Origin of the sequence: Rhizobium sp. S96 (genome assembly GCF_030382195.1) — a bacterium.
Taxonomy (GTDB): Bacteria; Pseudomonadota; Alphaproteobacteria; order Rhizobiales; family Rhizobiaceae; genus Rhizobium.
In genome coordinates, this window is sequence record NZ_JAUDRY010000008.1 from 45453 (window position 1) to 70427 (window position 24975).

Here is a 24975-nt window from a genome sequence, read left to right on the forward strand (position 1 = left end):
CGCGCCGACATTTCGCCGGCGCAACGGAAGTAAGCGTATTTACTCCGCCGCAATTCCCATGCGGGCGCGTTCCATTTCCTCAAGCGCACGGCGGTACTCGACCGGCATGACCTTGCGGAACTTCGGACGATAGTCGGCCCAGTTGTCCAGGATCTGCTTGGCGCGGGTAGAGCCCGTGTAGTGCAGATGGTTGGAGATCAGCTGGTAGAGGCGCTCCTCATCGTGGCGCGTCATGTCACCGGAGACGTCGACGCGTCCCTTGTGGGCAAGATCGCCACCGTGATGATGCAGCTTTTCGAGCATGTCGTCCTCTTCCGGAACCGGCTCGAGTTCGACCATCGCCATGTTGCAGCGCTTGGCGAAATCGCCAACCTCGTCCAGCACGTAAGCGACGCCGCCGGACATGCCGGCCGCGAAGTTACGACCCGTTTGGCCGAGAACGACAACGACACCACCCGTCATGTATTCGCAGCCGTGGTCGCCCACGCCTTCGACGATGGCAATCGCGCCCGAGTTACGGACCGCGAAGCGCTCGCCTGCGACACCGCGGAAGTAGCACTCGCCTTCGGTCGCACCGTAGAGAACGGTGTTGCCGACGATGATCGAATCTTCCGCCACGATCTTCGAATTCTCGGGCGGACGAACGATGATCTTGCCGCCCGAAAGGCCCTTGCCGACATAGTCGTTGCCGTCACCGATCAGGTTGAAGGTGATACCGCGAGCCAGGAAGGCGCCGAACGACTGACCAGCCGTGCCCTTGAGCGTCACGTTGATCGTGTCTTCCTTCAGGCCACGGTGATTGTAGCGCTTGGCCACCTCGCCCGAGAGCATCGCACCCGCCGAACGGTCGACGTTCTTGATGTCGACTTCGAAGGACACAGGCGTCTTCGAAGACAGTGCCGGCTCGGCTTCCGCGATCAGCTTGCGATCGAGAATGTCGTCGATCGGGTGCTTCTGGCGGGTCGTCCAGTAGGTTGCTTCCTTCGGCGCCTCGACCTTGTGGAAGATGCGGCTGAAGTCGAGACCCTTGGACTTCCAGTGCGCCAGCATCTCATCCTTCTCAAGCAGTTCCGAAGCACCGATGATCTCATCGAACTTGGTAAAGCCCAGCGACGCCAGGATCTCCCGCACTTCGTTGGCGACGAAGAAGAAGTAGTTGATGACATGCTCCGGCGTGCCCTTGAAGCGCTTGCGCAGAACAGGGTCCTGCGTGGCAACGCCCACGGGGCAGGTGTTCAGATGGCACTTGCGCATCATGATGCAGCCGGCGGCAATGACGGGCGCGGTTGCGAAGCCGAACTCGTCGGCGCCGAGAAGCGCACCGATGATGACGTCGCGGCCGGTCTTCAGGCCACCGTCAACCTGCAGCGCGATGCGCGAACGAAGGCCGTTCAGCACCAGCGTCTGCTGCGTCTCGGCAAGGCCGATTTCCCACGGAGAACCAGCATGCTTCAGCGAGGTCAGCGGCGATGCGCCGGTCCCGCCGTCGAAGCCGGAGACGGTGATGTGGTCGGCACGCGCCTTGGCGACGCCGGCGGCAACCGTGCCGACGCCGACTTCCGAGACGAGCTTGACCGAGACATCGGACGTCGGGTTGACGTTCTTCAGGTCGTAGATCAGCTGTGCCAGATCTTCGATCGAGTAGATGTCATGGTGCGGCGGCGGCGAGATCAGGCCGACGCCCGGCGTCGAGTGACGGGTCTTGGCAACCGTCGCATCGACCTTGTGGCCGGGCAGCTGGCCGCCTTCGCCGGGCTTGGCGCCCTGCGCAACCTTGATCTGCAGCATGTCTGCGTTGACGAGATACTCGGTCGTGACGCCGAAGCGTCCCGATGCGATCTGCTTGATCGCCGAACGCTCAGGGTTCGCCGAACCGTCAGGCAGAGGGAAGTAGCGATCGCTTTCTTCGCCGCCCTCGCCGGTGTTCGACTTGCCGCCGATCTTGTTCATCGCAATCGCCAGCGTCGTATGCGCCTCGCGGCTGATCGAGCCGAAGGACATGGCGCCGGTCGAGAAGCGCTTGACGATCTCAACCGCCGGCTCGACCTCGTCGAGCGCGACCGGCTTGCGACCGATCTGCTCGGCGCTCTTGATCTTGAACAGACCACGAATGGTATTCATGCGCAGCGCTGAATCATTCACCATCTCGGCGAATTCGCGGTAGCGGTCCTCGGAATTGCCGCGAACGGCGTGCTGCAGCGTGGCCACCGCATCCGGCGTCCAGGCATGGCTTTCGCCGCGCATGCGGTAAGCGTATTCGCCGCCGATATCGAGCGTCGTCGCCAGCAGCGGGTCCTTGCCGAAGGCGGAGGTATGACGGACAACGGTCTCTTCGGCGATCGCCGTGAGATCGACGCCTTCGATCATCGTCGCGGTGCCGAAGAAGTACTTGTCGACCAGCTCCTGCTGCAGGCCGATCGCATCGAAGATCTGACCGCCGCAATAGGACTGATAGGTTGAGATGCCCATCTTCGACATGACCTTGAGGATGCCCTTACCGACCGCCTTGATGTAGCGGTAGACGACTTCAGAGGCGTCCACTTCCTTCGGAAACTCGCCCTTGGCATGCATGTCGAGCAGCGTATCGAATGCGAGGTACGGGTTGATCGCTTCGGCGCCATAGCCTGCGAGCAGGCAGAAGTGATGCACTTCGCGCGGCTCGCCGGTCTCGACGACGAGGCCAACCGAGGTGCGCAGACCCTTGCGGATCAGGTGATGGTGCACGGCAGCGGTCGCGAGGAGCGCCGGGATCGCGATGCGATCCGGTCCGATCTGGCGGTCGGAGAGAACAATGATGTTGTAGCCACCCTTGACGGCCGCCTCGGCGCGCTCGCACAGACGGTCAAGCATCTCGGGCATGCCTTCGGCGCCACGCTCGACATCATAGGTGAAGTCGAGCGTCTTGGTGTCGAAGCGGTCTTCCGTGTGACCGATCGAGCGGATCTTTTCGAGATCGCCGTTGGTCAGGATCGGCTGACGCACTTCCAGGCGCTTGGCGTTCGCCATGCCGGTGTGGTCGAGAAGGTTCGGACGCGGCCCGATGAACGAAACGAGGCTCATGACGAGCTCTTCGCGGATCGGGTCGATCGGCGGGTTGGTGACCTGCGCGAAGTTCTGCTTGAAATAGGTGTAGAGCAGCTTCGACTTTTCAGACATCGCCGAGATCGGCGTGTCGGTGCCCATCGAACCGACAGCTTCCTGGCCCGTCGTCGCCATCGGCGACATCAGGATCTTGGTGTCTTCGGTCGTGTAGCCAAAAGCCTGCTGACGGTTGAGCAGCGAAACGTCGCGGCGCAGCGCGCGCGGCTCGACCGGCTTCAGGTCTTCGAGGATGAGCTGCGTGCGATCCAGCCACTGTCCATAGGGATGCTTGGTCGCAAGCTCGGTCTTCAACTCCTCATCGGAGATGATCTTTCCCTTTTCCATGTCGATCAAGAGCATCTTGCCCGGCTGCAGGCGCCACTTCTTGACGATGTCCTCTTCCGGCACCGGCAGCGTGCCGGCCTCCGACGCGAGGATGACGCGGTCGTCCTTGGTGACGAGATAGCGGGCCGGACGCAGGCCGTTTCGGTCGAGCGTCGCGCCGATCTGCTTGCCGTCGGTGAAGGCGACAGCGGCCGGACCGTCCCACGGCTCCATCAGGGCGGCGTGGTATTCGTAGAACGCCTTGCGCTCCTTCGACATCGACTGGTTGCCGGCCCAGGCTTCCGGAATCAGCATCATCACGGCATGCGCCATGGAGTAGCCGCCGCGCACGAGGAACTCGAGCGCGTTATCGAAGCAGGCCGTGTCGGACTGCCCTTCATAGGAGATAGGCCAAAGCTTGGAGATGTCGTCACCGAAGAGCGGCGAGGACACCGAAGCCTGACGCGCCGCCATCCAGTTGACGTTGGAGCGCAGCGTGTTGATTTCGCCGTTGTGGGCGACCATGCGATAAGGATGCGCCAGCTTCCAGGACGGGAAGGTATTGGTCGAGAAGCGCTGATGCACGAGGGCGACCGCGCTTTCGAAACGCGGGTCCGACAGATCCTTGTAGTAGGCGCCGACCTGGTAGGCCAGGAACATACCCTTGTAGACGATCGTCGCCGACGACAGCGATACCGGGTAGAAGTGGCTCTCCTCACCATCGAACTCGTCGTAGATGCGGTTGGAAATCACCTTCCGCAGCGTAAACAGCCGACGTTCGAATTCATCCGTCGTCGCGGCATCCTCGCCGGCGCCAATGAAGATCTGACAGTGGTGCGGTTCGGTCGCGGCAATATCGGGCGCCTTCGACAGCGACGAGTTGTCGACCGGCACGTCACGGAAGCCGAGCAGAACCTGGCCTTCCTCGGCGATGACGTCGTGCATCACCTTCTTGAAATGCTCGATCTGCTTTTCGTTGCGCGGCATGAAGATATGGCCGACGCCATATTCACCGGCCTTTGGCAGGGTGATGCCCTGCTTGGCCATTTCCTCGCGGAAGAAGCGGTCCGGGATCTGCACGAGAATACCCGCGCCATCGCCCATCAGCGGATCGGCGCCGACGGCACCACGGTGCGTCAGATTCTCGAGAATGAAGAGACCGTCCTTGACGATCTGGTGCGACTTCTGACCCTTCATATGGGCGACAAAGCCGACGCCGCAGGCATCATGCTCGTTGCGCGGATCGTAGAGGCCCTGTTTGGCTGGCAGACCGGAAGCGAATTTACGCGCATTGGCCGTCGCGCGCGTCGTTGCTGCTGCGAACTGGTCAAAACCCGTGGATGGCGTCTTCGTCATCGTCTTCCCTCCTGTCAGAGCCGTGATCTGTGAGCGGCTCTTCGTCGCGCACCGTCCCTGATCTTAGGTTCGGTGCGTGACAGCGCTGTTGCATTATCGAAGATCCGGTCGCCGGCGGTAGGCTTTCCCTGGGAAAGAGGCTTTCCCGACAAAGCAACCGTTGCGCTCCGCGCCTGCTATCGGCCTCCGTGCGGGAACCTTTGCCCGCGCTCGGTGAACTATAGCCTGAAACCCCGGAAGTGTAAGGGATTTCGGCACCTCCTCGGCCATCACGGCCAAAATAGGACAGCAACACTGCCCTAATTCATCGGTTCTATGACATGAACATTATCGCCATGCAAGAGCCCTAAATCAAAAAATCGACATGTCGCGAAACAATATTGCTCCCGCAAATCAAATGGAGACATATAATTACACGTTCTCGCATTATCTTGTTTGTTGATTGCGGCGATCAATTTTTGCGATGAGTAGCGCCCTAGCGGCTTGATCCAGCGGCACATTGGATTAATGTCCCCCTCCGAACCCGCCCCACCCGCATTTTTCCAGGTTTTCTCTCATGTTCTTTGCTTCCGACAATTGGGCCGGTGCCCATCGATCCATCGCCGAACGGCTGCTCCAGGAATCCACAGGATTTGCAGCCGCCTATGGCACCAGCGAGCTCGACCGGCGCGTCGAAGCGCGCTTTGCCGAAATTTTCGAGCGCGAAGTCTCGGTGTTCTTCGTCGCCACAGGCACGGCCGCGAATTCCCTGTCGCTTGCCAGCGTTCAGCGCCCGGGCGGAATCACCTTCTGCCATTCCGAAGCCCATGTGATTGAAGACGAATGTGGCGCGCCGGATTTCTTCAGCAGTGCTCGCCTGGTGGCGGTGCCGGGTGAAGCCGGCAAGATCGATCCCGACAAGCTCGCAAAGAAAATTGCGGGCTTTCCCGCAGATGCCGTCCACCACGGCCGCGCCACAGCCGTCACAATCACCCAGGCAACCGAGATCGGCACCGTTTACTCGCTCTCCGAAATCGACGCGATTTCCGCGATTGCCAAGCAGAGCAACCTGCCGCTCCATATGGATGGTGCCCGCTTTGCAAACGCGCTGGTCGCCCTCGGCGCAACTCCGGCGGAAATGACCTGGAAACGCGGCGTCGACATTCTCTCCTTCGGCGGCACGAAGAATGGGTGCTGGTGCGCCGAGGCGATCGTCTTCTTCAACCCCGAGCAGGCGAAGGAAATGCCTTTCATCCGCAAGCGGGCCGCGCAGCTCTTCTCCAAGTCGCGCTTCATCGCGGCCCAGTTCGATGGCTACTTCGAGAACAATCTCTGGCTCGATCTCGCCGGCCACTCGAACGGCATGGCAGACCGCTTGCGCGCCGGCATCAGCGGCAGCAACAGTGCGCGCCTGGCATGGGCGACGACCTCCAACGAAGTCTTCGCGGTCATTCCAAGAAGTGCTGCCAAGGTTGCCGAAGAACGCGGCGCGAAGTTCTACGAATGGCCGGTGCCGACCGCCACGCCCGAGCTCGTCGGCAGCGAGGAAACGCTGATCCGCCTCGTCACAAGCTTTGCGACGACGGAAGCGGATGTCGATGGTTTCCTGAGCTGCCTGGTCGCCTGACGCTAGTTCTGATGCCCGAGGACGGCGGATTGCGGGGCACCGCTATCCGTCGTTTTCGCATCGTGGCCAGCCACGATAATCAGCATCACACAGGCAACCAGCCCGGATACGAAGAGTATTCCATACGTCATCGGTCCGTTCTCCTTGCCCCGAACGTCGACCATAAGGCAGCGCTAAACTAGGCCTCGAATCTGACCAGATACCTAAGTTAATGGGTTGATGGTCCCTTAAAATGCCATGCGCTGGCTTAACCATTCGCTAGCCAGAACGTTCCCGAACTCTAGAACGGACTTGTCCCCGCGTTGGAGCGTAGGTTGCGCACCTTGGCAAGAATGTCTTCCGACAGGGCGGAAACCAGCGCCTGGTCCGCCCCCTTGCGCGGCACCAGCACGAACTCGACATCCTCGAGCACCGGCAGCTTTCCCTTGCCGATCTCCTTCAGCCCCGACGGCGCCATGCTGCGCGGCTGCACCAGAACCCCCATCCCGGCGCGGGCGGCAGCCGTCAATCCGCTGAGACTTCCGCAGGTGCAGACGATGCGCCAAGCGATCTGGCTGCGCCCCAGCGCTTCCAGCGCAATGCTGCGCGTGACGCTCGGCGGTGGAAAGGCGATGAGCGGCAGTGGCCCGCCGCCGAGAATGTGTTCGGGATCGCGGGCTAGCCAGACCAGCGGCTCGCGGTAGACCAGCCGCCCACGGGCGTCGCCCAAGCGGCGCTTTGCCAGCACGAGATCGATTTCCCCATTATCCTGCATTTCATAGAGTGTACCGGACAGGGCAACCGTAAGCTCCAGGTCTACCGAGGGATGCGAGCGGACGAAATCTTCGAGCACCGCAGGCAGCTGGCTTGTCACGAAATCCTCCGAGACACCAAGGCGCAGGTTGCCGCGAAGGCTATGGCCCTTGAACAGCGACTGCACCTGCCCTTCGATCGACAGCATGGCGCGGGCATGGGACAACAAAGCCTCGCCGTCCGTCGTCAGCACGACCTTGTGCGTGTCGCGCGCCAGAAGCCGGCGCCCGATCGCCGTCTCCAGTCGCTGGATATGCTGGCTGACCGTCGATTGCCCCAGCCCCAGCCTTTCCGCCGCAAGCGTAAAGCTGCCCATCTGTTCGACGGCGACGAAACTGCGCAGTTGCGTGAGATCAAGCATATCAAATCCAGATACGTGATAACTGTTATTCCTTGCATCCTGTATCATAATGGAAGAAACAAGATCGATCTACCTTCTTGATGAGACATGCCATGCGCCGCTTCATGCCCGATACCTTCACGATCCTGCTTGTCTGCACGGTCATACTGGCTTCGCTGCTGCCTGCCAGCGGCACGTTCGCCGATTATTTCGGGATTGCCACGGACCTTGCGATCGCGTTGCTCTTCTTCCTGCATGGCGCGCGCCTGTCGCGTGATGTCGTGATCGCCGGCCTGCTGCACTGGCGCCTGCATCTGGCGATCCTGCTGACGACCTTCGGCCTTTTCCCGCTGCTCGGCGTCGGACTGGGCTTCCTGCCGGAATCGATCCTGCCGCACCCGCTCTATCTCGGCATCCTCTTTCTCTGCGTCCTGCCCTCCACGGTGCAGTCCTCGATCGCCTTCACCTCGATGGCGGGCGGCAACGTCCCGGCGGCGATCTGCTCGGCTTCCGCCTCCAATATTTTCGGCATGTTCCTGACGCCGCTGCTTGTCGGCCTGCTGTTTTCCGTCGGCGGCCATGGCGGCTTTTCCTGGGATGCCCTGCAACAGATCCTCGTGCAGCTGCTCCTGCCCTTCATCGTCGGCCAGCTCCTGCAGCCCTGGATCGGCAACTGGATCCGCGCCAAGAAGAAGCTGCTGATGCCGGTCGACCGCGGCTCGATCCTGATGGTCGTCTACCTCGCCTTCAGCAAGGCCGTCGTCGAAGGGCTCTGGCATACCTTCTCGATCGAAGACATTGCGGTCGTCATCGTTGCCGACATGGCGCTGCTCGCCCTCGTGCTTTGCGTCACGATGTTCGGCAGCCGCTGGCTCGGCTTCAACAAGGCCGACGAGATCACCATCACCTTCTGCGGCTCGAAGAAGAGCCTCGCGAGCGGCGTGCCGATGGCCAACGTCATCTTCGCCGGCCAGTCGATCGGCGCGATCGTCCTGCCGCTGATGCTCTTCCACCAGATCCAGCTGATGGTCTGCGCCGTCATCGCCCACAAATATGCGGCAGCGGCCGCCCACCGGATAACGCAGCAAGAAGCCGAAGAGGCAACAAGTCCGGCCTGATCCCAAACGAACTTGATCCCAAACGAAAACGGCGCCCCGATTGGAGCGCCGTCTTTGTTTGTCCGGGAGGACGGATTAGTTTGCGACGTGTGCCTCGATGGCCTTGGGCGCATTCACCGGCTCGGCTGCGATCGCGATCTTGCGCGGCTTCATGGCTTCCGGAATGCTGCGCAGAAGATCGATATGCAGCAGGCCGTTCTTCAGCGAAGCGGCGGTGACCTCAACATGGTCGGCAAGCTGGAAGCGGCGCTCGAAGGCGCGCTTGGCGATGCCGCGATAAAGGAACTCGCTGCCATCTGCTTTTTCTTCGCTCTTTTCACCTTTCACGGTGAGAGCGTGGGCCTGTGCTTCGATGGAGATTTCGGTTTCATCGAAACCGGCGACCGCCATGGTGATGCGGTAGGTGTTCTCACCGGTGCGCTCGATATTGTAGGGCGGATAGGTCTGGCCCTGGTCCGGCTGACCGAGACTGTCGAGCATGGTGAAAAGCCGGTCGAAACCGACGGTCGAACGATAAAGGGGAGAAAAGTCTACGTGACGCATGATGTCCTCCTGAGGAAGCGACGTGTTGCGATGATGTGCCCTGAAACCCCATGTTCGGCAGCTTCGGGACGGTTCCGCGGACCCTATTGGCGTCCGCAGAAATGAGATGGGGATGGCTTTTGCGCAGTTCAAGCCCTTTGTTGCCGGCAATCACGCGCATGGGCTGAACGGCATCTGAACGGCTGGTTCGGCATCGGTTCAGCCGTCCGCGGGTAGCTTTTGCGGCGTCGGGTTGACACTGGCCCGATGGCCGAGGGCTACCGTCCCTTCGTCTTCGGTCAATCTGCGGCCGGCATGCGGAGCCTTCTGGAAGCTCCACATGTCGGCCTCTTTTTCAGGGAAACCGACAACCCAAAATTGGAAGTTTCGCAGCGCGACACAACAACCGTGGCGACACCGGAACACCGGGCGCGAGACTCGTTATGCGAGTGATCGGCGAGCAACACACAAGCATGAAAGCTATGCGTTTGAATTTCTTTCCAATGTGATGTAAAAGATCATCACTTGATTGGTAAGGGCTGTACCCAATCAGATAGGAGGCATTGGGCATTGAGGGCGAAAAAAGCGTGGGGCACATCCTTTTCCGGGATTCTTCTGGTCGGGCTCGCCGCGACTGGCTGCACGAGCGCGCCGAATCAATCGGTGCCGGTGGCGGCAAATGCCGCCAAGCCGATCGCGGCGAAAAAAGTCACCTATAACTATACGTCCGAGGACCGCTCATGCCTGAAGCGGGCGATGTATTTCGAATCCCAGCATTCCGATCACGAAGGCTACATGGCGGTCGGAACGGTCGTGATGAACCGGCTGACATCGGGCGCCTACTCTGATTCGATTTGCGGCGTCGTCGCTCAGAAGAAACAGTTCGCGCCCGGCGTGATGACCCGCACCGTCGAACCGGCAGCCGAACCCGACCTCGACGTTGCAGCCGATTCGATCCTGCACGGGGAGCGCAACCCCGAGGTCAAGGAAGCGATGTTCTTCCATACCGACGGCCTCAAATTCCCCTATGGCAACATGCACTATGTGACCGTGGCCGGTGGCAACGCTTTCTATGAGAAGCGTGGGGCCGATGGTGAGCTGCAGACCCCGGCGCCGCTCCCGGCCTATGAAGTCGCGATGAACTACGCGTCGGAACATGCCACAGCAGCACCGTTCGAGTTGCTGATCCCGGCGGCTGTTCCGGTTCCAACACCGATGCCTATGCCGAGCGCCATCATGGACACCGGCGATACCAGCGCTACTGGTGACACGGGTTTCGAACCGCCTCCCACCGTGGCGGTACCGATGCCGCGCCCGGCTTTCGACAGCGCCAGCCTGCGTGGCGGCCTCGATCAGGTCGGCGGCTGACAAGGACAAGGCGCGTGCGCGACCGATAGGTTGCGCGACGCATTTTTCTTTGATTTGACAGCGTGATCGCCTATCCGCTTTACTCGATATCCGAATCCGCTTGAAGGTCACGATCGAGCTGCCATGGACCAGGTCCTTTTTTCCACACCCGGAAATCCGGTTCCCGAGAACCGCACGGAAGGCTTCTTCGAAACCCACGACGGCCTGCGGCTGCGCTATGCGGTCTTCCGCTCCAGCGCCCCCGTCGCAAAGGGCACGGTCGTGCTCGTGCATGGCCGCAACGAGTTCATCGAGAAATATTACGAGACGATCCGGGATCTCACGGAAAAAGGCCTCTGGGTCGCAACCTTCGACCTGCGTGGCCAGGGCGCATCCGATCGTCTACTGAAGAAGCGCCAGCATGGCCATGTCCGTCGCTTCATCGATTACGAACACGACCTCGATACCTTCCTCGAGAAGATCGTGCTGCCGGATACGAGGCTGCCTTTCTACCTGCTCGCCCACTCCACGGGCGCGCTGATTGCCCTATCCGCCGCCCCCTATCTCGCGACGCGTATCGAACGCATGGTGCTGACGGCACCCTTTATCGGGCTGTCGGGCCAGGCTGCATCGGCCGGGACGATCCGTCGGCTTGCGGGTGCGGCCTGCTCGCTCGGCCTCGGGACCTTTCCGCTTGCCCGCAAGCTGAAGGAGCCGCCCTTCAGGGATAATCCGCTGACCTCCGACGAAGTCCGGTTCGAGCGCAACCGAGCGATCGCGACGGAACATCCCGAACTGGCTCTCGGGCCGCCCACAGCGCGCTGGCTGCACGAATCGTTCCACACGATTGCGCGCGTCACCTCACCGAACCATCTCTTCTCGATCACTATCCCGACGGTCGTCATCGCGCCGACGCGCGACGCCATCGTGCCGTATATCGCCCAGGAGCGGCTGTCCCGCTACTTCCGCGCCGGACAGCTGGTGCCGATCAACGGCTCACGACACGAGGTTCTCCAGGAGCGGGACGTTTACCGCAATGCTGCGCTTGCGGCCTTCCACGCCTTCATCCCGGGCAGTGATGCCGAGGCGGAGGGCGATGTGGAAGCCTTCGGCACCTGAGCCGGGCTCTTCCGCCTATGCGGTCTTTGCAAACCGTGTGCGCTCCGCCGTATCACGCTCGTCGCCGACCTTGAACTGGCCGATCAGTTCGAAGAGCACTTCGGCTTCCGCCGCAAGCTTCCGGCTCGCCGCTGCCGTCTGCTCGACCATCACGGCGTTGCGCTGTGTGTCCTGATCCATAGAAATCACCGCGGCATTGATCTGGCCAAGGCTGGACGACTGCTCCTTCGCGGCTTCGACGATGCCCGAGACATTGTCGTGGACCTGCAGCACCTGCCCGGCGATCGCCTCCAGCGCCGAACCGGTCTTGGCGACCAGCGCCACGCCCTGGCGAACCGAGCTCTCCGACGTGCTGATCAGCGTCTTGATCTCCCGTGCGGCCGTCGCCGAACGCTGCGCCAGCTCCCGGACCTCGTGTGCCACGACGGCAAAGCCCTTGCCTGCCTCGCCCGCCCTTGCTGCTTCCACGCCCGCGTTCAGCGCCAGCAAATTGGTCTGGAAGGCGATATCGTCGATCACGCTGACGATGCCGGCGATCTCGCCGGACGATTTCTCGATCTTGGCCATGGCCTCGATGGTTTCGCCGACGACATACGAGGAGTCGCGGGCACTCTGCGTCGTGTCTTCGACAAGCTTGCCGGCATCACCGGCCTGGCGTGCGGAAGCCGCCACCGTGGCCGAAATCTCCGTGACGGCAGATGCGGTCTCCTCGACGGACGCCGCCTGCGTTTCGGTACGCCTTGCCAGATCGTCGGACGCCGCGCGGATTTCCCGGCTGCTTGACGCAATCATCGTCGCATTGCGGGCAATGGCGCTGATGGCGGTACGAAGCCGGGCAACAGAAGCGTTGTAATCGGTCCGCAATTTGTCGAGCGCGGCGATAAACGGTCGCTCGATCGTCTGCTCGAGGTCGCCTTCCGCCATCGCCTGCAAGCCCTGCCCGAGCTCGTTGACCGCGCGCACCCGCTCCGTCACGTCGCTCGCGAACTTGACGACCTTGAAGACCTTGCCGTTCATGTCGAAAATCGGGTTGTATGAGGCCTGGATAAAGACCTTCTTCCCGCCCTTGCCGATCCGCATGAACTCATCGGCGGCAAACCGGCCCTCGCTCAGGTTCTTCCAGAAATCCTTGTAGGCTGTCCCGGCCGCGTAGGCGGGATCGCAAAACATCGAATGGTGCCTGCCTCGGATCTCCTCGAGGCGGTAACCAAGCGTCTGCAGAAAATTCTCGTTGGCGGTCAGGATGTGCCCATCCGGCGTAAACTCGATCGTTGCCTGCGCGCGGGACAGCGCGTCGAGCTTGCCCGCATCCTCCGCACTCTTCAGCTTTGCCGCCGTGATGTCGGTTGCGAACTTCACGACCTTGAACGGCGCACCCGAGGCGTTGAACACGGGATTGTAGGACGCCTCGATCCACACTTCCCGGCCGCCCTTGCGGACACGCTTGTATTGCCGGCGGTCGAAGTGGCCCTTTGCGAGCCGCGCCCAGAACTCCCGGTATTCCTGGCTGTCTGCTTCGGCGGCATCGACGAACATGCGGTGATGCTGGCCGACGATCTCGGCCAGCCTGTACCCCATCGCCGCACAGAAGTTCTCGTTGGCGGTCAGGATCCTGCCGGTCAGATCGAATTCGATCACCGCCTGGGATTTATGGATCGCATCAAGAATGGCCCGGGCGTTGGCGCCCGCGGTTCGGGGAAAAAGCTGCATCTCAAATCGCCTTGAATATAAAGAAAGCGACAGGCGACGGTCGCCATGCCGCTAAATTTCAGGGGCATGTTTTGCAGTGAATCGTTTCAGTCTTGTTAATAATCGCCGAAATGGCGCCCCGAATCTTTCACAAGTCCCGATATCGCAAGAGATTCGCTGTCATAACGAAAGAAAGTGGCTGCTTCAGCGCCGCAGAATCGCGACCGCCTGCTCGTAAACAGCGCGACTGCCGGCCGCGATAATCGAGCCACCGTTCTCCGGTCGTCCGCCGTCCCAGGTCGTGATGATGCCGCCGGCATTCTCGATCACCGGGATGATGCCGCCGACATCGTAAGGCTTCAGATTGTTCTCGATGACGAGATCGACATGCCCGGCCGCAAGCAGCGCATAGGCGTAGCAATCGGTGCCATAGCGGAAAAGCCGTACCTGGCTTTCGATCTCGCGGTACTTCTCCATCTCTTCACCGACAAAGAGATGGGGTGAGGTGGTGAACAGGATGGCGTTTGAGAGCGCACCGCAATCACGCACCGCGAGCCGCCGCTCGCCTTCCGGCCCGGCATAGACCGATCCGCTCTGGTCGGCAAAATAGCGCTCGCCCGTGAATGGCTGCTCGATCATCCCCATGACCGCCCGGCCGTTGCGCTGGAGGCCGATCAGCGTTCCCCAGACGGGCACGCCGGAAATGAAGGCGCGCGTCCCGTCGATCGGATCGATGACCCACACATACTCGCGATCGAGCCCGACATTGCCGTGCTCTTCGCCAAGGATGCCATGATCCGGGAAATGCTCCTCGATCAGAGCGCGAATGGCGATCTCGGCTGCCCTGTCCCCCTCCGTCACCGGATCAAAGCCGCTGGACAGCTTGTTGGTCACGTCGAGGCCGGAGCGAAAGCGCGGCAGCGTCTCGGCCTTGGCGGCTTCCGCCAGGCGGTTGAAGAACGAGCGATCAGGGAGCATGGCAAAATCCGTTCGGATGGCGGGAATTGGCGTTTTTCATAGCGGAAATGCCGCTGGATGCAAACGAGGGGAGCAATTTTTAGCCGACTGCACAATATTTGTGCGATGCAATATAATGATTGACAATTGTGCATTGCAGCAGTAATGTCTTCATACAGTCTTCTGACTGTAAATACCCTCCTTGGGTGTTTCCTCCCTAGACTTGGACCGCCGCAAGGCGGTCTTTTTTTGAGGGCTTCGGAAGCTGCTACTCGGCCGCAAACGCGGTGGTGAGAGAGAATTTCGCGACATAGTCGGCCATCTGCCGCATGAACGATGTGATGGCCGCAGCCACGTTCGCAAAATCGGCGCGCTTCTCGAGCGTTACCTCGTCCACGTAGATCGACCGATTGACCTCGATCTGCAGCGCATGCAGGCCCCGCGCCGGGCGCCCGTAATGCTCGGTGATGAAGCCGCCCGCATAGGGCTTGTTGCGGATTGCCGTGAAGCCCATCTCCTCGAAGATGCCGACTGCCGTACGCGAAAGCTCGGCCGACGCGCTGGTGCCGTATCGATCGCCGATGATGAAATCCGGACGGGCATGGGAGCCGGCGACCCGGATATTGCCAGGCATGGAATGGCAATCGATCAGCACACCGAACCCGAACTGGACGTGCGTGCGCGCGATCAGCCGGCGCAACGCGGCGTGATAGGGCTTGTAGACACTCTCGATGCGCTCGAGACCTTCCCGCACCGGCAGACGCCGCGCGTAGATTTCCATGTTTTCCGCAACGATGCGCGGAATGGTGCCGAGGCCGCCCGCAACCCGCAGCGAATTGACATTGGCGTAGGGCGGAAGCAGCCCGTCGAACATGCGCGGGTCCAGTTCATATGGCTCGCGGTTCACGTCGAGATAGGCGCGGGGGAAGTTGGCCAGCAGAAGCGGCGCACCAAGCGCGCTCGCCGCCCCGAACAGCTCGTCCACATAATGATCTTCCGAACGGCGGATCGAAATGCCTTCGAGCCGCGACTGGGCGATAAATTCCGGTGGATAAATGCGACCGCTGTGAGGGGAGTTGAAGACGAAGGGAATGCTATGCGACACGGGCTCCCGGATCTCAAAAAGCTCGTATACGGGGATTTCGTGCACCGTTTTCCCTCTTAACCATGCCAGAAGGCCATTTCTTCGCCCATGTTGCCAGTTGCCGCGCGCCAAGTCCATACTATCTCATGGGGATGACGCCTGGAGCAGCCAGTTCACCGGTTGTTTACTGGCTGCACACTAGTGTAAATGACCTAGCCCCACGCATAAATTCCACTGATTAGCGGTCTGGATAATGACTCAGAAGATACTTCTTGCAGAAGACGACAACGATATGCGCCGCTTCCTTGTGAAGGCGCTCGAAAAGGCAGGCTACAAGGTCCTGTCCTACGACAACGGCGCCAGCGCCTATGACCGGCTTCGCGAGGAACCCTTCTCTCTTCTGCTGACCGATATCGTCATGCCTGAAATGGACGGCATCGAGCTCGCGCGGCGCGCGACCGAACTCGATCCTGACCTCAAGGTCATGTTCATCACCGGCTTTGCAGCCGTCGCATTGAACCCTGATTCGAAGGCTCCGAAGGATGCGAAGGTCCTTTCCAAGCCTTTCCACCTCCGCGACCTCGTCGACGAGGTCAACAAAATGCTTGCCGCATAGGCGTTCGCGCGGCGCGTGTCACAAATCTGAAAAAGGCCTATTGACGGCCAAATAGGTTTGTGGTCTATGCGCCGACATCGGATGGGCGTGTAGCTCAGCGGGAGAGCACTACGTTGACATCGTAGGGGTCACAGGTTCAATCCCTGTCACGCCCACCATCCGGTTCCTTCAATAAGTCAATGACTTAACGAAACCATCTCAACTCCCAAAAATCTGTTGAACTCGTCATCGCGGTCTCGCGGTGAGGCTATGATCCGCCTCCCCTGTCCTTCTCGGAGCAGTTGACGGAGAATCCTGCACAAGCCTGCCACAAGCCTGTTTGGCTAACCGGAAGTCCAAGATGGGAGTCCGGGCGTGACGGAAGGCAATCAGGCAGACAATAAGCACCCCTACAGCAATCTGGAGGATCGCTTCCTCTGGAAGAAGGCGGTAGGCGAACGGAGCCCCTTTTCGTTGGAAGGGCTCTACCGCAAGAAATTCCAGGTTTCTCCGGAAGCGCGAATCGCGACGGCGGGCAGCTGCTTTGCCCAGCACATCGCAAGGCACCTGAAAAACAGCGGCTTCAATTTCCGCGATTTCGAGCCGGCCCCGCCGCTATTTCCGCCGGCGCTGAGCCAGAGCTTCAATTACGGCGTCTATTCCGCCCGTTACTGCAACATCTATACAGCGCGGCAGCTGCTGCAGACCTTCGATCGGGCATTCGGGGAGTTCCTGCCTGTGGACAACGCCTGGACGAAAGGCAGCGGCTTTGCCGACCCCTTCCGTCCTGTTCTCGAACCAGAGCCCTTTGCCAGTGTCGAAGAACTCGAGCGCAGCCGACAGTCGCACTTTGCCGCGGTTCAGGACCTCATCGTCAACACCGACGTGCTGATCTTCACGCTCGGGCTGACGGAGGCGTGGGTGTCGAAGGCCGATGGCGCCGTCTTCCCGCTTTGCCCCGGCACCGTGGCAGGCGCCTTTGATGAGAACGCCTACGAGTTCAAGAATTTCACCTACTTCGAAATTTTCGAGGATCTGATCGCCTTTCTCGGAAAGGTCCGGCAGATCAATCCCGACATGCACTTCATCCTGACCGTTTCCCCGGTCCCTTTGACGGCGACGAAGTCGGGAGAGCACGTGCTGGCGGCAACGACCTATTCCAAGTCCGTCCTGCGGGCGGTCGCCGGCCATATCGCCTCGGAAGTCGAATTCGTCGACTATTTCCCCTCCTACGAGATCATCGCGGCCGCGCCGATGCGCGGCATGTTCTATGATCCGAACATGCGCACCGTAAACGCGGCGGGCGTCGACTACGTCATGTCTCATTTCTTCGCCGAACATGCACCGCCAGCCGGCAAGGCCAGCCCAGCGAGTCTCGCTGCACGACCGGACGCTGGCGCGATGGAAGCGGTCTGCGAGGAAATGCTCTTGGCTCAGGGGATCTGACATGCTGGTAATCGTCGGCGACTCCCACATCAGCGCGATGCGCGACGCGTTCCTGCAGCGCCAGGACGCTAACGAATTCCGAAGCAGCCGCGGCGATATCCGCATCGCTCAGCTCGGCTACGGATATCATTTTCTCGAACCGTTCTTCGAAGTGCGCGACGAGGGCGTCGGCTTCACGCAGGACACCGCGAGAGCCGTGTTCACGCGGCTGAACTTCGACGGCGCGCCGGTGATTGAGCCGAACGACAGCCGCAGCTTCGTCTTCGTCTTCGGCCTTTATCCGAGCCTCGGCTTCAATCAGAAATACTGGAAGACGCACACAGCCGCGATCTGGGCAGAAGACCGGCAGTTCGTCTCGCAGGCCGCCTTCGACGCAATCATCGACGACCTGACGCGCCAACCCATGGCATTCTTCGAAGAACTGTTGTCGATGGGCGTGCGCTTCTCCGTCGCCTCCTGCTGCCCGGTGCCGGCGAGCTACAAGACCGGCGCCGACGATCCGTTCGAGGAGCACGAGATCAGCTTCATCTACGATCGCTTTCGCGATCGGGTGTGCGCCAAGCTGGATGCGCTCGGCATTGCCTATCATCTTCCCCCAAGGGAGATTTACGACGAACATGGCGCCATGCGCGACGAATTTGCGCTATCTCCGGGCGACTATCATGCCAACGCCGACTATGGGCGGCTGATGCTGGCGAAAATCCTGCGCGAGATCGATGACACGGTTGCGCCGGCTGGTGATGCGACCAATTTCGAACACAGAAGAATGCGATTGGGCTGACGACCGGGATGCCCGCCCCGCATTCCGCATGAAGGTTCGACCACGAGGTAAAGACATGAAACTGGTAACTTTTGTCGCCGCTTCACTGTGTGCGGCAACCCTTGCTTCGGCCGCTGGCGCCGCCTCCCCGCAGAATTTCCCCGGCGCCCCCGGCGCTCTGACGCTTGCGGGCAAGTGCGCAAAGCTGGTGGTCGGCAAGCTGGATGCGACGAAAGGCTGCCAGGGCGAACTCGCCAGCGTCACGCTCGTCAATGGCCAGGTGACCTTGATCTTCACCTCAGGCGGCAAGATGCTCGGCTTCCAGGGCGATGGTACGCAGATCAAGCCCGGCTCCGCCGGCAATGTGACACTGCCGCTCAACATGATCGTCACCGGCGTCGGCCAGAAGATGACCGGTCAGGTGAAGGTGACCGGCAGCTGCACGCTCGGCAACCCCTATAACGGCAAGCCGATTGCCATCGAATGCTCGGCAAAGAGCACGGATACCGCCTTTACGGGCAGCTTCAAGACGAGCGGCAAGGCACCAAAACAGAAGTAGGCCTTAGGAGCGCTAGGCGCACCAGGCGCCGCTGCCGGGCTTGCGCGCAAGCCCTTCATCGACGAGCTGTCCGCCGATCGATCTGCCGTCGCGCGAGATGACGCGCGGCGCGCCAGCTTTGCTCGGCTGTCCGGCCGGGTTCATCGAAAACGTTCCGGCATTCAACAGGGTCAGCAACCGAAGCTTGGCGGCAAAGCCCACCCGTCTTTCGCCGTCGCAGCGCGCCGTGTCGATACCGGGGCTGACGATGTCTGCGATGACGATCTTCTCGCCCTTGTACCAAAAGGTGCTGCCGTCGGCGACGCAGTTGATGTGCTCTCCCTGTCCGCAATAGCCGAACGCGGCCTTGGCGGCCTGCGTCTGCGCCGGTGAGACGGAAACCGGCACCGCCTTTTCGGGCACGCTCGGCGCCTTTGCGGGAATTGGCACGGCTTCCGGAGGAACGACACGCGAAACGGAGGTGATCGACGCCGTTTCCCTTGGACCGGCGTCGCGTGCCGGCTCGACCGGCGTCACAGGACGGGTGCGCGCGACCGGCTGCGTCGACGTATGGGCGACGAGCATCGGCTTCACGCTCTTCCAGTTGTCATAGGTCGCGATGCCTCCGACGGCGAGCAGACCGATGATGGCCCAGGGCAGCGCGCTGCTGTTGCTGCTCCCCCTGCCTTTTGATCGTGTCGATGATTTGCGGCGGCGTGTCGCTGTCTTGGCCATATATCCGAATCCCGTGAGCATCGGATTATCGCTGGCCAATCCTTTCCGAAAGGTTGGCGAAGCAGCCCGTCAACATGAAGTTTATGCGACCATCCCCGAACGACCACAATCAGTTGATACGCGGGCGGGGAGCGATCATTGTTGCCTGGCTCTGGCAACGAAGGCGCCAAGACTTTATATGGGAGCCGGCGGTCAATCTGCTTTGAAGATACGAGTATGAAGCTCAGAGTTTTTACATTTCTGAAATGGCCCGTGTGGCTGGTATGCGCGGCGGTCGTCCTGACCCTGGCGCATGCTGGCATCGCGCAGCTCTCCGGCAATTTCCACGAAGTCATTCCCGGCGAACTCTATCGTTCGGCCCAGCCGACCGGTGCCGACATCAATGCCTACTCGAAAACTTATGGCATCAAGACTATCCTGAACCTTCGCGACGAGAAGCGGACGGGCTGGTACCGAGAAGAAGCACAGGCTGCGGCCCGCAATGGCATCACGCTGATCGATTTTCCAATCTCCTCGTCGAAGGAACTCCCGCGCGCCGAGGCCAAACGCCTTGCGAAGCTGATGGCGGATGCACCGAAGCCGCTTCTCATCCATTGCGAGCACGGCGCCAATCGCACCGGGCTTGCCTCGGCGATCTATGTCGGTGCTGTGAACAAGGGAAGTGAGGCCTTCGCCGAGTTCCAGCTCAGCCCCTATTTCGGCCACTTCGCCATCCCCGGCGTTGGCCGCTATGAAATGTACCGCTCGTGGGATGACTACGAGGAAACGATCGGCTTCTGAGCTGATCCTCTCTAGCCGCAGGTGGATTGCGCCCGCCGATCACCGGCGCTTTGCCCGGCATCGGCATTCCAAGGCGAGTTCGGTGACGTGGCCATCTCGATCCATTCCAGATCGTCTGGCGCCTGGCTGCCCTGGCGAAGCGCCTGCCATTCAATCTCATGCTTCACATGGATGTCGTGCGGTACGAATGTCTTGTTCATATCGTCTCCTGGCTGGAATTGCGGTTTAGCGACTGGGCTTTGAAACCGTCGCCTCGTCGTCCTTCACGGCTGGCTCCGGTCCGCCCTTCGAAAGGTCCGCGCCGCTGACGTGGGCGGGCACATGCACATCGTGCAGCACGTCAGGTGCCAGCGTCAGATCGACATGATGCGGCGGCATGACCTGCGCCTTCTTCATGCGGTTGGGCCGTGCCCGTTTCATCCGCTCGGACGTGTCAGGGCGTTTGCCTGGAATGTGGGGGGAATTATGCATGATGCGCCTCCTCGGCTGCAGGCTCGCAGCCTTCTCATTGCTCAACCAGTTGCAAACGGCCGAACCGTCGCGATGGTTCCGAAGAAAAGCGCACACCCCGGCACCGGCGACCTTGACTGGCGCGCAAGGATGACTACCTTCGCTCTATCCCGCAGCCTCAGACATCGGCTGAAGGGACAACCTGGTGCCGGGCCCCTCTGGCGAGAGTTTTTACGGCGCTCTCGTGATGTCGGTACCGCCTGCAAATAAGCCGGCGGATTTTCATTCGATGAAAAAGCACACCATGCCTTGCGCGCATGCCCGTTGTGGTATGTCGCGTTCCTTCCGCGTATCCTCTCTGATCAACATCGTTTCTGGCCGCGAGGTGCGGTCATGAACAAGACGTCCCAAAAATCGGCGCTCAGCTATTTCACCTGGGCATTCATCGTTACCGGTGTCGGCCTGATCCTGGGTGCCGCACTCGGCTGGCAGACCACGGGCACCATCGGCGGCATGGCGACCGTCTTCTTCATCTGTACGGTCCTTGCCGTGCTCGAGATCTCGCTCTCCTTCGACAACGCCATCGTCAACGCCAACAAGCTCAAGGAAATGACGCCGGAATGGCAGCACCGGTTCCTCACCTGGGGCATCGTGATCGCCGTCTTCGGCATGCGCATCGTCTTCCCGCTGGCGATCGTCGCCATCGCGGCGCAGATCGGCCCGTGGGAAGCGCTGGTCCTGGCTGCCCGCGAACCGGCCGAATACGCCCGCATCATGAACGACGCGCATCTGCCGATCGCGGCCTTCGGCGGCACCTTCCTGATGATGGTCGGCCTCAACTACTTCTTCAACCACGAAAAGGACGTGCACTGGATCGCCGGCCTCGAGAAGCTGATGGCCCGCTCCGCCACCATCAAGGGCATCGAAATCGCCTTTGTCCTGGCGCTCGTGCTCGTCTTTTCGTCCTTCCTGGGTGAGGAGGAAGCCAGCACCTTCGTTCATTGCGCGATCTACGGTCTTCTGACCTTCCTCGCGGTCGAAGTGGTGGGCGGTCTGCTCGACGCCTCGCAGCAGACGATGAGCGCTGCCGCCAAGGGTGGCCTCGGCGCCTTCATCTACCTCGAGGTGCTGGATGCCAGCTTCTCCTTCGACGGCGTCATCGGCGCCTTCGCGCTGACGCAGAACCTCTTCGTCATCGCCATCGGACTGGGCATCGGCGCCATGTACGTGCGCTCGATGACGATCATGCTGGTGGAAAAGGGAACGCTTGCCGAATACCGCTATCTCGAGCACGGCGCCTTCTACGCCATCCTGATCCTCTCGGTGATCATGTATGTGCAGACGATGGTCCACATTCCCGAGGTCATCACCGGTCTCGGCGGCGCGACGCTGATCGGCATCTCGCTCTGGTCATCCATCCGACACAACAGGAAGGAACAGGCCGAGGAACATGCTCAGGTGAGTAAGGGCGAGCAGGTCGAGGCCTGATCATCCCATCGGCCGCAGCCCGCGCTGCGGCCCGTCCCGACAAAAATAAAGCCCGCGACCATCCGGTTGCGGGCTCTTTCGTATCTGGCGACTTGAAGCCACCCGATGCATCGAAGCTATTAGTGGTTGATTCTGCCGAACATGCTCGGATCGATGCCGAGTTCGCGCAGATCGCGGGACTTCGGGCGACGACCGGATTCGATGGTCGCGCTCACCGCATTGGCAGCACCGATCATCGCAAAGGCGCGGCCAAGGAAGCCATCACGAATGGACTGACGGAAGGACATTTTCTTCTCTCTTGCTTTATAATTGACCGCTTACATATGCGCTCGCGCCCACCGGATAACAACAGGCGGAAATTCAGCCCTGCCATGCAGAAAGAGGTGGACGGCACGCATAAAGCTCATCGGCAAATGAGACATGGACCAAGGGCACTGCTTGCCGCGACATGCTCGGCGCATGGGTCATGAGCGCCCTAGTCGCCCGGGTGGATCACTCATCGACAATACATACGATATTTCTAATAATACCATTAATTGCATATTCCGCGTAACATAGTATACTTGCAATTGGTTCAATCGTGGTCGCCCAGTGCTGCGCCGACGGACCCGTTGAAACCGACTGCTACGCAATCTGCACGATTATCTCCACAGAGCACTCCGCAAGCCACGGCCCTGTCCAAACAACACTACCGTCGCTTCGCGCGCGTGCTTTTGTTTTTTCCTGACCAAAGGGGAGGAATGAGCATGGCAGACAATGCGAATCCAACAAGACGAGATGTCCTTCTGACCGGCGGGTCTCTGCTCGCCCTGTCCGCGATCACCACCACCGCTGCCACCACGATGGGCCGGAGCGCGATGGCTCAAGCCACCGGCAAGAAGCCCAACATCGTGGTCATCATGGCCGATGATATCGGCATCTGGAACATCGGCGCCTACAACAGGGGCATGATGGCCGGCCGAACGCCACATCTCGACAAGCTCGCGGCGGAGGGAATGCTCTTCACCGATTACTATGCGGAGGCGAGCTGCACCGCAGGACGTGCGAACTTCATCACCGGCGAGCTTCCGGTTCGAACGGGCATGACCACGGTTGGCCAGGCAGGCTCACCCATTGGTCTGCCAGCCGAAGCCCCCACCATTGCAACGGTCCTGAAGTCCATGGGCTATGCCACGGGACAATTCGGCAAGAACCACCTTGGGGACCTCAACGAGTTCCTGCCGACGGTTCACGGCTTCGACGAGTTTTTCGGCTACCTCTACCATCTGGATGCGATGGAAGACCCGGCACATCCCGGCTATCCGCAGGATCAGCTGAACGTCGTGGGACCGCGTAACATGGTCCACTCCTGGGCCACCGATGTCGATGACCCCACGGAACAGCCGCGCTGGGGCAAGATCGGCAAGCAGAAGATCGAGGATGCTGGCACCCTCTTTCCGGAGCGGATGAAGACGGTCGACGAGGAGATCAGGGATCTCTCGTTCAGGTTTGTCGACAAGGCCAAGGCGGATGGCAAGCCGTTCTTCCTCTGGCTCAACCCGACGCGCATGCACATCGTGACCCACCTCTCGGACAAGTACGAGAAGATGCGCAATTCCGAGAACGGCTGGACGATCCACGAGGCGGGCATGGCCCAGCTTGACGATATCGTCGGCGATACCATGCAGAAACTCAAGGACATCGGCGAGGACGAGAACACCATCGTCGTGTTCACCACCGACAACGGCACGGAGAACTTCACCTGGCCGGATGGCGGCCAGACGCCGTTTTTCGGCGGCAAAGGAACGACGTTCGAGGGCGGCTTCCGTGCGCCGGCGATGATCCGCTGGCCCGGACACGTCCCCGCGGGCTCGATCAGCAACGGTCTGATATCGGGTCTGGATTGGTTTCCGACGCTGGTGGCCGCCGCCGGCAACGCGAACATCGTGGTCGAACTGCGCGTTGGCAAAGAGCTGAACGGGCAAAACTACAAGGTTCACCTCGACGGCTACGATCAGACCAGCATGATCACCGGCACAGGACCCTCGAACCGCCACGAGATCTGGTACTTCGCTGAAAGCACGCTCGGCGCAGCCCGCATCGACGACTATAAATATACCTTCAAGGAACAGCCGGACGGTTGGCTGGGTGATACCATCACGCTGGGTGCACCCACCGTGGTGAACCTTCGTCTCGACCCGTTCGAGCGCACGGCTTTCTACAGAGGCGGAAACACCGGATCGCTTGAATATATGGAGTGGTACAAGTTCGAGTTCTGGCGCTTCGTTCTCGTACAGCAAAAGGTGGAAGAGCTTGCAAAGACCGCCATCGACTTTCCGCCGATGCAGCACGGGGCGAGTTTCGGCCTGAGTGCTGTCAAAGCCCAGATTGACGAGGCGATGCGCAAGCAACACGGTCAGTAGGCATATCGTCTTCGGCTTTTCAGCTAAAGCGCAGCGCGGCCGGCGATGTCCCCATCGCCGGCCTTTATTCATGGCAGCATGGGTAGGCGGCTAATCCATTTTCATGACACGATAAAACGGTTCACCGGTGGTAGAATGCAGGGCATTCGAAACGACAGGCTGGATACGGATATGCAACGATTGCTGATTCACGCACGGCGGATTGCGGAGCTTCAGTATAATGAAACCAGGCACCGGTTGACCATCGTCTATCGCAGCGGACGCGCACGCCCGCTGAAGGATGTCGACCAGAGCATGGTCTTGAAGCTTGTTTCACAGCTCGCCCGGAAAAACGTGGCGTTTGTCTCGTCTTTCGCGCAGCTCGCCATTTGCCTGTGACCCTCGCCCCTCCGGGAGAGGCGAACACAGTGAGGCCGGCGGATGTTTCCATCGCCGGCCCCAAGTCG

At 60.7% G+C, this 24975-nt stretch carries 23 protein-coding genes and 1 tRNA gene; 13 read left to right on the forward strand and 11 right to left on the reverse strand.

The window, feature by feature from the left end:
• Nucleotides 1–39 precede the first annotated feature (39 nt).
• On the reverse strand, nucleotides 40–4761 hold the full coding sequence (gene gltB / locus QTL94_RS10050) for a glutamate synthase large subunit (protein ID WP_289801427.1): 4722 nt from the start codon (nucleotides 4759–4761) through the stop codon (nucleotides 40–42).
• A gap of 556 nt (nucleotides 4762–5317) precedes the next feature.
• Here gltB and QTL94_RS10055 point away from each other — a divergent pair.
• On the forward strand, nucleotides 5318–6367 hold the full coding sequence (locus QTL94_RS10055; protein ID WP_289801428.1) for a threonine aldolase family protein: 1050 nt from the start codon (nucleotides 5318–5320) through the stop codon (nucleotides 6365–6367).
• Between the two features lie 2 nt (nucleotides 6368–6369).
• Here QTL94_RS10055 and QTL94_RS10060 read toward each other — a convergent pair whose 3' ends face one another.
• Together QTL94_RS10060 and QTL94_RS10065 are read right to left on the reverse strand one after the other, a co-directional pair.
• A complete protein-coding gene (locus QTL94_RS10060; protein ID WP_275078426.1) occupies nucleotides 6370–6498 on the reverse strand; it encodes a hypothetical protein in 129 nt (42 codons plus the stop codon).
• Nucleotides 6499–6647: 149 nt separating this feature from the next.
• Nucleotides 6648–7520 (reverse strand): LysR family transcriptional regulator, encoded by an 873-nt coding sequence (locus tag QTL94_RS10065; protein ID WP_289801429.1) that lies wholly within the window; start codon nucleotides 7518–7520, stop codon nucleotides 6648–6650.
• A gap of 92 nt (nucleotides 7521–7612) precedes the next feature.
• On the opposite strand from QTL94_RS10065, the gene QTL94_RS10070 reads away from it, so the two are divergent.
• Complete coding sequence (locus tag QTL94_RS10070) at nucleotides 7613–8617, forward strand: bile acid:sodium symporter family protein (protein WP_289801430.1); 1005 nt, start codon at nucleotides 7613–7615, stop codon at nucleotides 8615–8617.
• A gap of 75 nt (nucleotides 8618–8692) precedes the next feature.
• On the opposite strand, the gene QTL94_RS10075 is transcribed toward QTL94_RS10070, so the two are convergent.
• Nucleotides 8693–9160, reverse strand: a complete 468-nt coding sequence (locus QTL94_RS10075) for an Hsp20 family protein (protein ID WP_289801431.1) — start codon at nucleotides 9158–9160, stop codon at nucleotides 8693–8695.
• 549 nt (nucleotides 9161–9709) lie between these two features.
• On the opposite strand from QTL94_RS10075, the gene QTL94_RS10080 reads away from it, so the two are divergent.
• Together QTL94_RS10080 and QTL94_RS10085 are read left to right on the forward strand one after the other, a co-directional pair.
• Nucleotides 9710–10507 carry a cell wall hydrolase gene (locus QTL94_RS10080; protein ID WP_289801432.1) on the forward strand — a complete coding sequence of 266 codons (798 nt, stop codon included), beginning with the start codon at nucleotides 9710–9712 and terminating at the stop codon, nucleotides 10505–10507.
• A 123-nt stretch (nucleotides 10508–10630) separates the two neighbouring features.
• Nucleotides 10631–11605, forward strand: a complete 975-nt coding sequence (locus QTL94_RS10085) for an alpha/beta fold hydrolase (RefSeq protein ID WP_289801433.1) — start codon at nucleotides 10631–10633, stop codon at nucleotides 11603–11605.
• Nucleotides 11606–11620: 15 nt separating this feature from the next.
• Here the strand turns inward: QTL94_RS10085 and QTL94_RS10090 are convergent, their stop codons facing one another.
• The 3 genes from QTL94_RS10090 to QTL94_RS10100 all read right to left on the reverse strand — a co-directional run bounded on the left by QTL94_RS10090 (nucleotide 11621) and on the right by QTL94_RS10100 (nucleotide 15401).
• Entirely contained in the window at nucleotides 11621–13315 is a 1695-nt protein-coding gene (locus QTL94_RS10090; protein WP_289801434.1) for a methyl-accepting chemotaxis protein, read from the reverse strand.
• Nucleotides 13316–13498: 183 nt separating this feature from the next.
• Nucleotides 13499–14272 carry a histidinol-phosphatase gene (gene hisN / locus QTL94_RS10095; RefSeq protein WP_289801435.1) on the reverse strand — a complete coding sequence of 258 codons (774 nt, stop codon included), beginning with the start codon at nucleotides 14270–14272 and terminating at the stop codon, nucleotides 13499–13501.
• A 247-nt stretch (nucleotides 14273–14519) separates the two neighbouring features.
• Nucleotides 14520–15401, reverse strand: coding sequence for an N-formylglutamate amidohydrolase (locus QTL94_RS10100; protein ID WP_065694780.1), 882 nt, complete (start codon nucleotides 15399–15401; stop codon nucleotides 14520–14522).
• A 187-nt stretch (nucleotides 15402–15588) separates the two neighbouring features.
• Here QTL94_RS10100 and cpdR1 point away from each other — a divergent pair, with 187 nt between their 5' ends.
• The 5 genes from cpdR1 to QTL94_RS10125 all read left to right on the forward strand — a co-directional run bounded on the left by cpdR1 (nucleotide 15589) and on the right by QTL94_RS10125 (nucleotide 18695).
• Complete coding sequence (gene cpdR1 / locus QTL94_RS10105) at nucleotides 15589–15951, forward strand: response regulator CpdR1 (protein ID WP_003542883.1); 363 nt, start codon at nucleotides 15589–15591, stop codon at nucleotides 15949–15951.
• An 83-nt stretch (nucleotides 15952–16034) separates the two neighbouring features.
• Nucleotides 16035–16109: transfer RNA gene (locus QTL94_RS10110), tRNA-Val, on the forward strand.
• Between the two features lie 196 nt (nucleotides 16110–16305).
• Nucleotides 16306–17376: a GSCFA domain-containing protein gene (locus QTL94_RS10115; RefSeq protein ID WP_289801436.1), complete on the forward strand. Its 1071-nt coding sequence runs from the start codon at nucleotides 16306–16308 to the stop codon at nucleotides 17374–17376.
• A 1-nt stretch (nucleotide 17377) separates the two neighbouring features.
• Nucleotides 17378–18157, forward strand: a complete 780-nt coding sequence (locus QTL94_RS10120; RefSeq protein ID WP_289801437.1) for a hypothetical protein — start codon at nucleotides 17378–17380, stop codon at nucleotides 18155–18157.
• 55 nt (nucleotides 18158–18212) lie between these two features.
• Complete coding sequence (locus QTL94_RS10125) at nucleotides 18213–18695, forward strand: hypothetical protein (RefSeq protein ID WP_289801438.1); 483 nt, start codon at nucleotides 18213–18215, stop codon at nucleotides 18693–18695.
• 12 nt (nucleotides 18696–18707) lie between these two features.
• Here QTL94_RS10125 and QTL94_RS10130 read toward each other — a convergent pair whose 3' ends face one another.
• A complete protein-coding gene (locus QTL94_RS10130; RefSeq protein WP_289801439.1) occupies nucleotides 18708–19409 on the reverse strand; it encodes a hypothetical protein in 702 nt (233 codons plus the stop codon).
• Nucleotides 19410–19625: 216 nt separating this feature from the next.
• Here QTL94_RS10130 and QTL94_RS10135 point away from each other — a divergent pair, with 216 nt between their 5' ends.
• A complete protein-coding gene (locus tag QTL94_RS10135; protein WP_289801440.1) occupies nucleotides 19626–20189 on the forward strand; it encodes a dual specificity protein phosphatase family protein in 564 nt (187 codons plus the stop codon).
• A gap of 11 nt (nucleotides 20190–20200) precedes the next feature.
• Here QTL94_RS10135 and QTL94_RS10140 read toward each other — a convergent pair whose 3' ends face one another.
• Both QTL94_RS10140 and QTL94_RS10145 read right to left on the reverse strand, forming a co-directional pair.
• Nucleotides 20201–20389 (reverse strand): hypothetical protein, encoded by a 189-nt coding sequence (locus tag QTL94_RS10140; RefSeq protein ID WP_289801441.1) that lies wholly within the window; start codon nucleotides 20387–20389, stop codon nucleotides 20201–20203.
• 25 nt (nucleotides 20390–20414) lie between these two features.
• Nucleotides 20415–20660: a hypothetical protein gene (locus QTL94_RS10145; protein WP_065694774.1), complete on the reverse strand. Its 246-nt coding sequence runs from the start codon at nucleotides 20658–20660 to the stop codon at nucleotides 20415–20417.
• Nucleotides 20661–21032: 372 nt separating this feature from the next.
• Here QTL94_RS10145 and QTL94_RS10150 point away from each other — a divergent pair, with 372 nt between their 5' ends.
• The gene (locus QTL94_RS10150; RefSeq protein ID WP_289801442.1) at nucleotides 21033–22127 is read left to right on the forward strand and encodes a DUF475 domain-containing protein; all 1095 of its coding nucleotides are present in this window, start codon (nucleotides 21033–21035) and stop codon (nucleotides 22125–22127) included.
• 119 nt (nucleotides 22128–22246) lie between these two features.
• On the opposite strand, the gene QTL94_RS10155 is transcribed toward QTL94_RS10150, so the two are convergent.
• A complete protein-coding gene (locus QTL94_RS10155; protein ID WP_198928781.1) occupies nucleotides 22247–22414 on the reverse strand; it encodes a hypothetical protein in 168 nt (55 codons plus the stop codon).
• A gap of 459 nt (nucleotides 22415–22873) precedes the next feature.
• Here QTL94_RS10155 and QTL94_RS10160 point away from each other — a divergent pair, with 459 nt between their 5' ends.
• Together QTL94_RS10160 and QTL94_RS10165 are read left to right on the forward strand one after the other, a co-directional pair.
• A complete protein-coding gene (locus QTL94_RS10160; protein WP_502944116.1) occupies nucleotides 22874–24529 on the forward strand; it encodes an arylsulfatase in 1656 nt (551 codons plus the stop codon).
• A gap of 171 nt (nucleotides 24530–24700) precedes the next feature.
• Nucleotides 24701–24907 (forward strand): hypothetical protein, encoded by a 207-nt coding sequence (locus QTL94_RS10165; protein ID WP_141684061.1) that lies wholly within the window; start codon nucleotides 24701–24703, stop codon nucleotides 24905–24907.
• Nucleotides 24908–24975 lie beyond the last annotated feature (68 nt).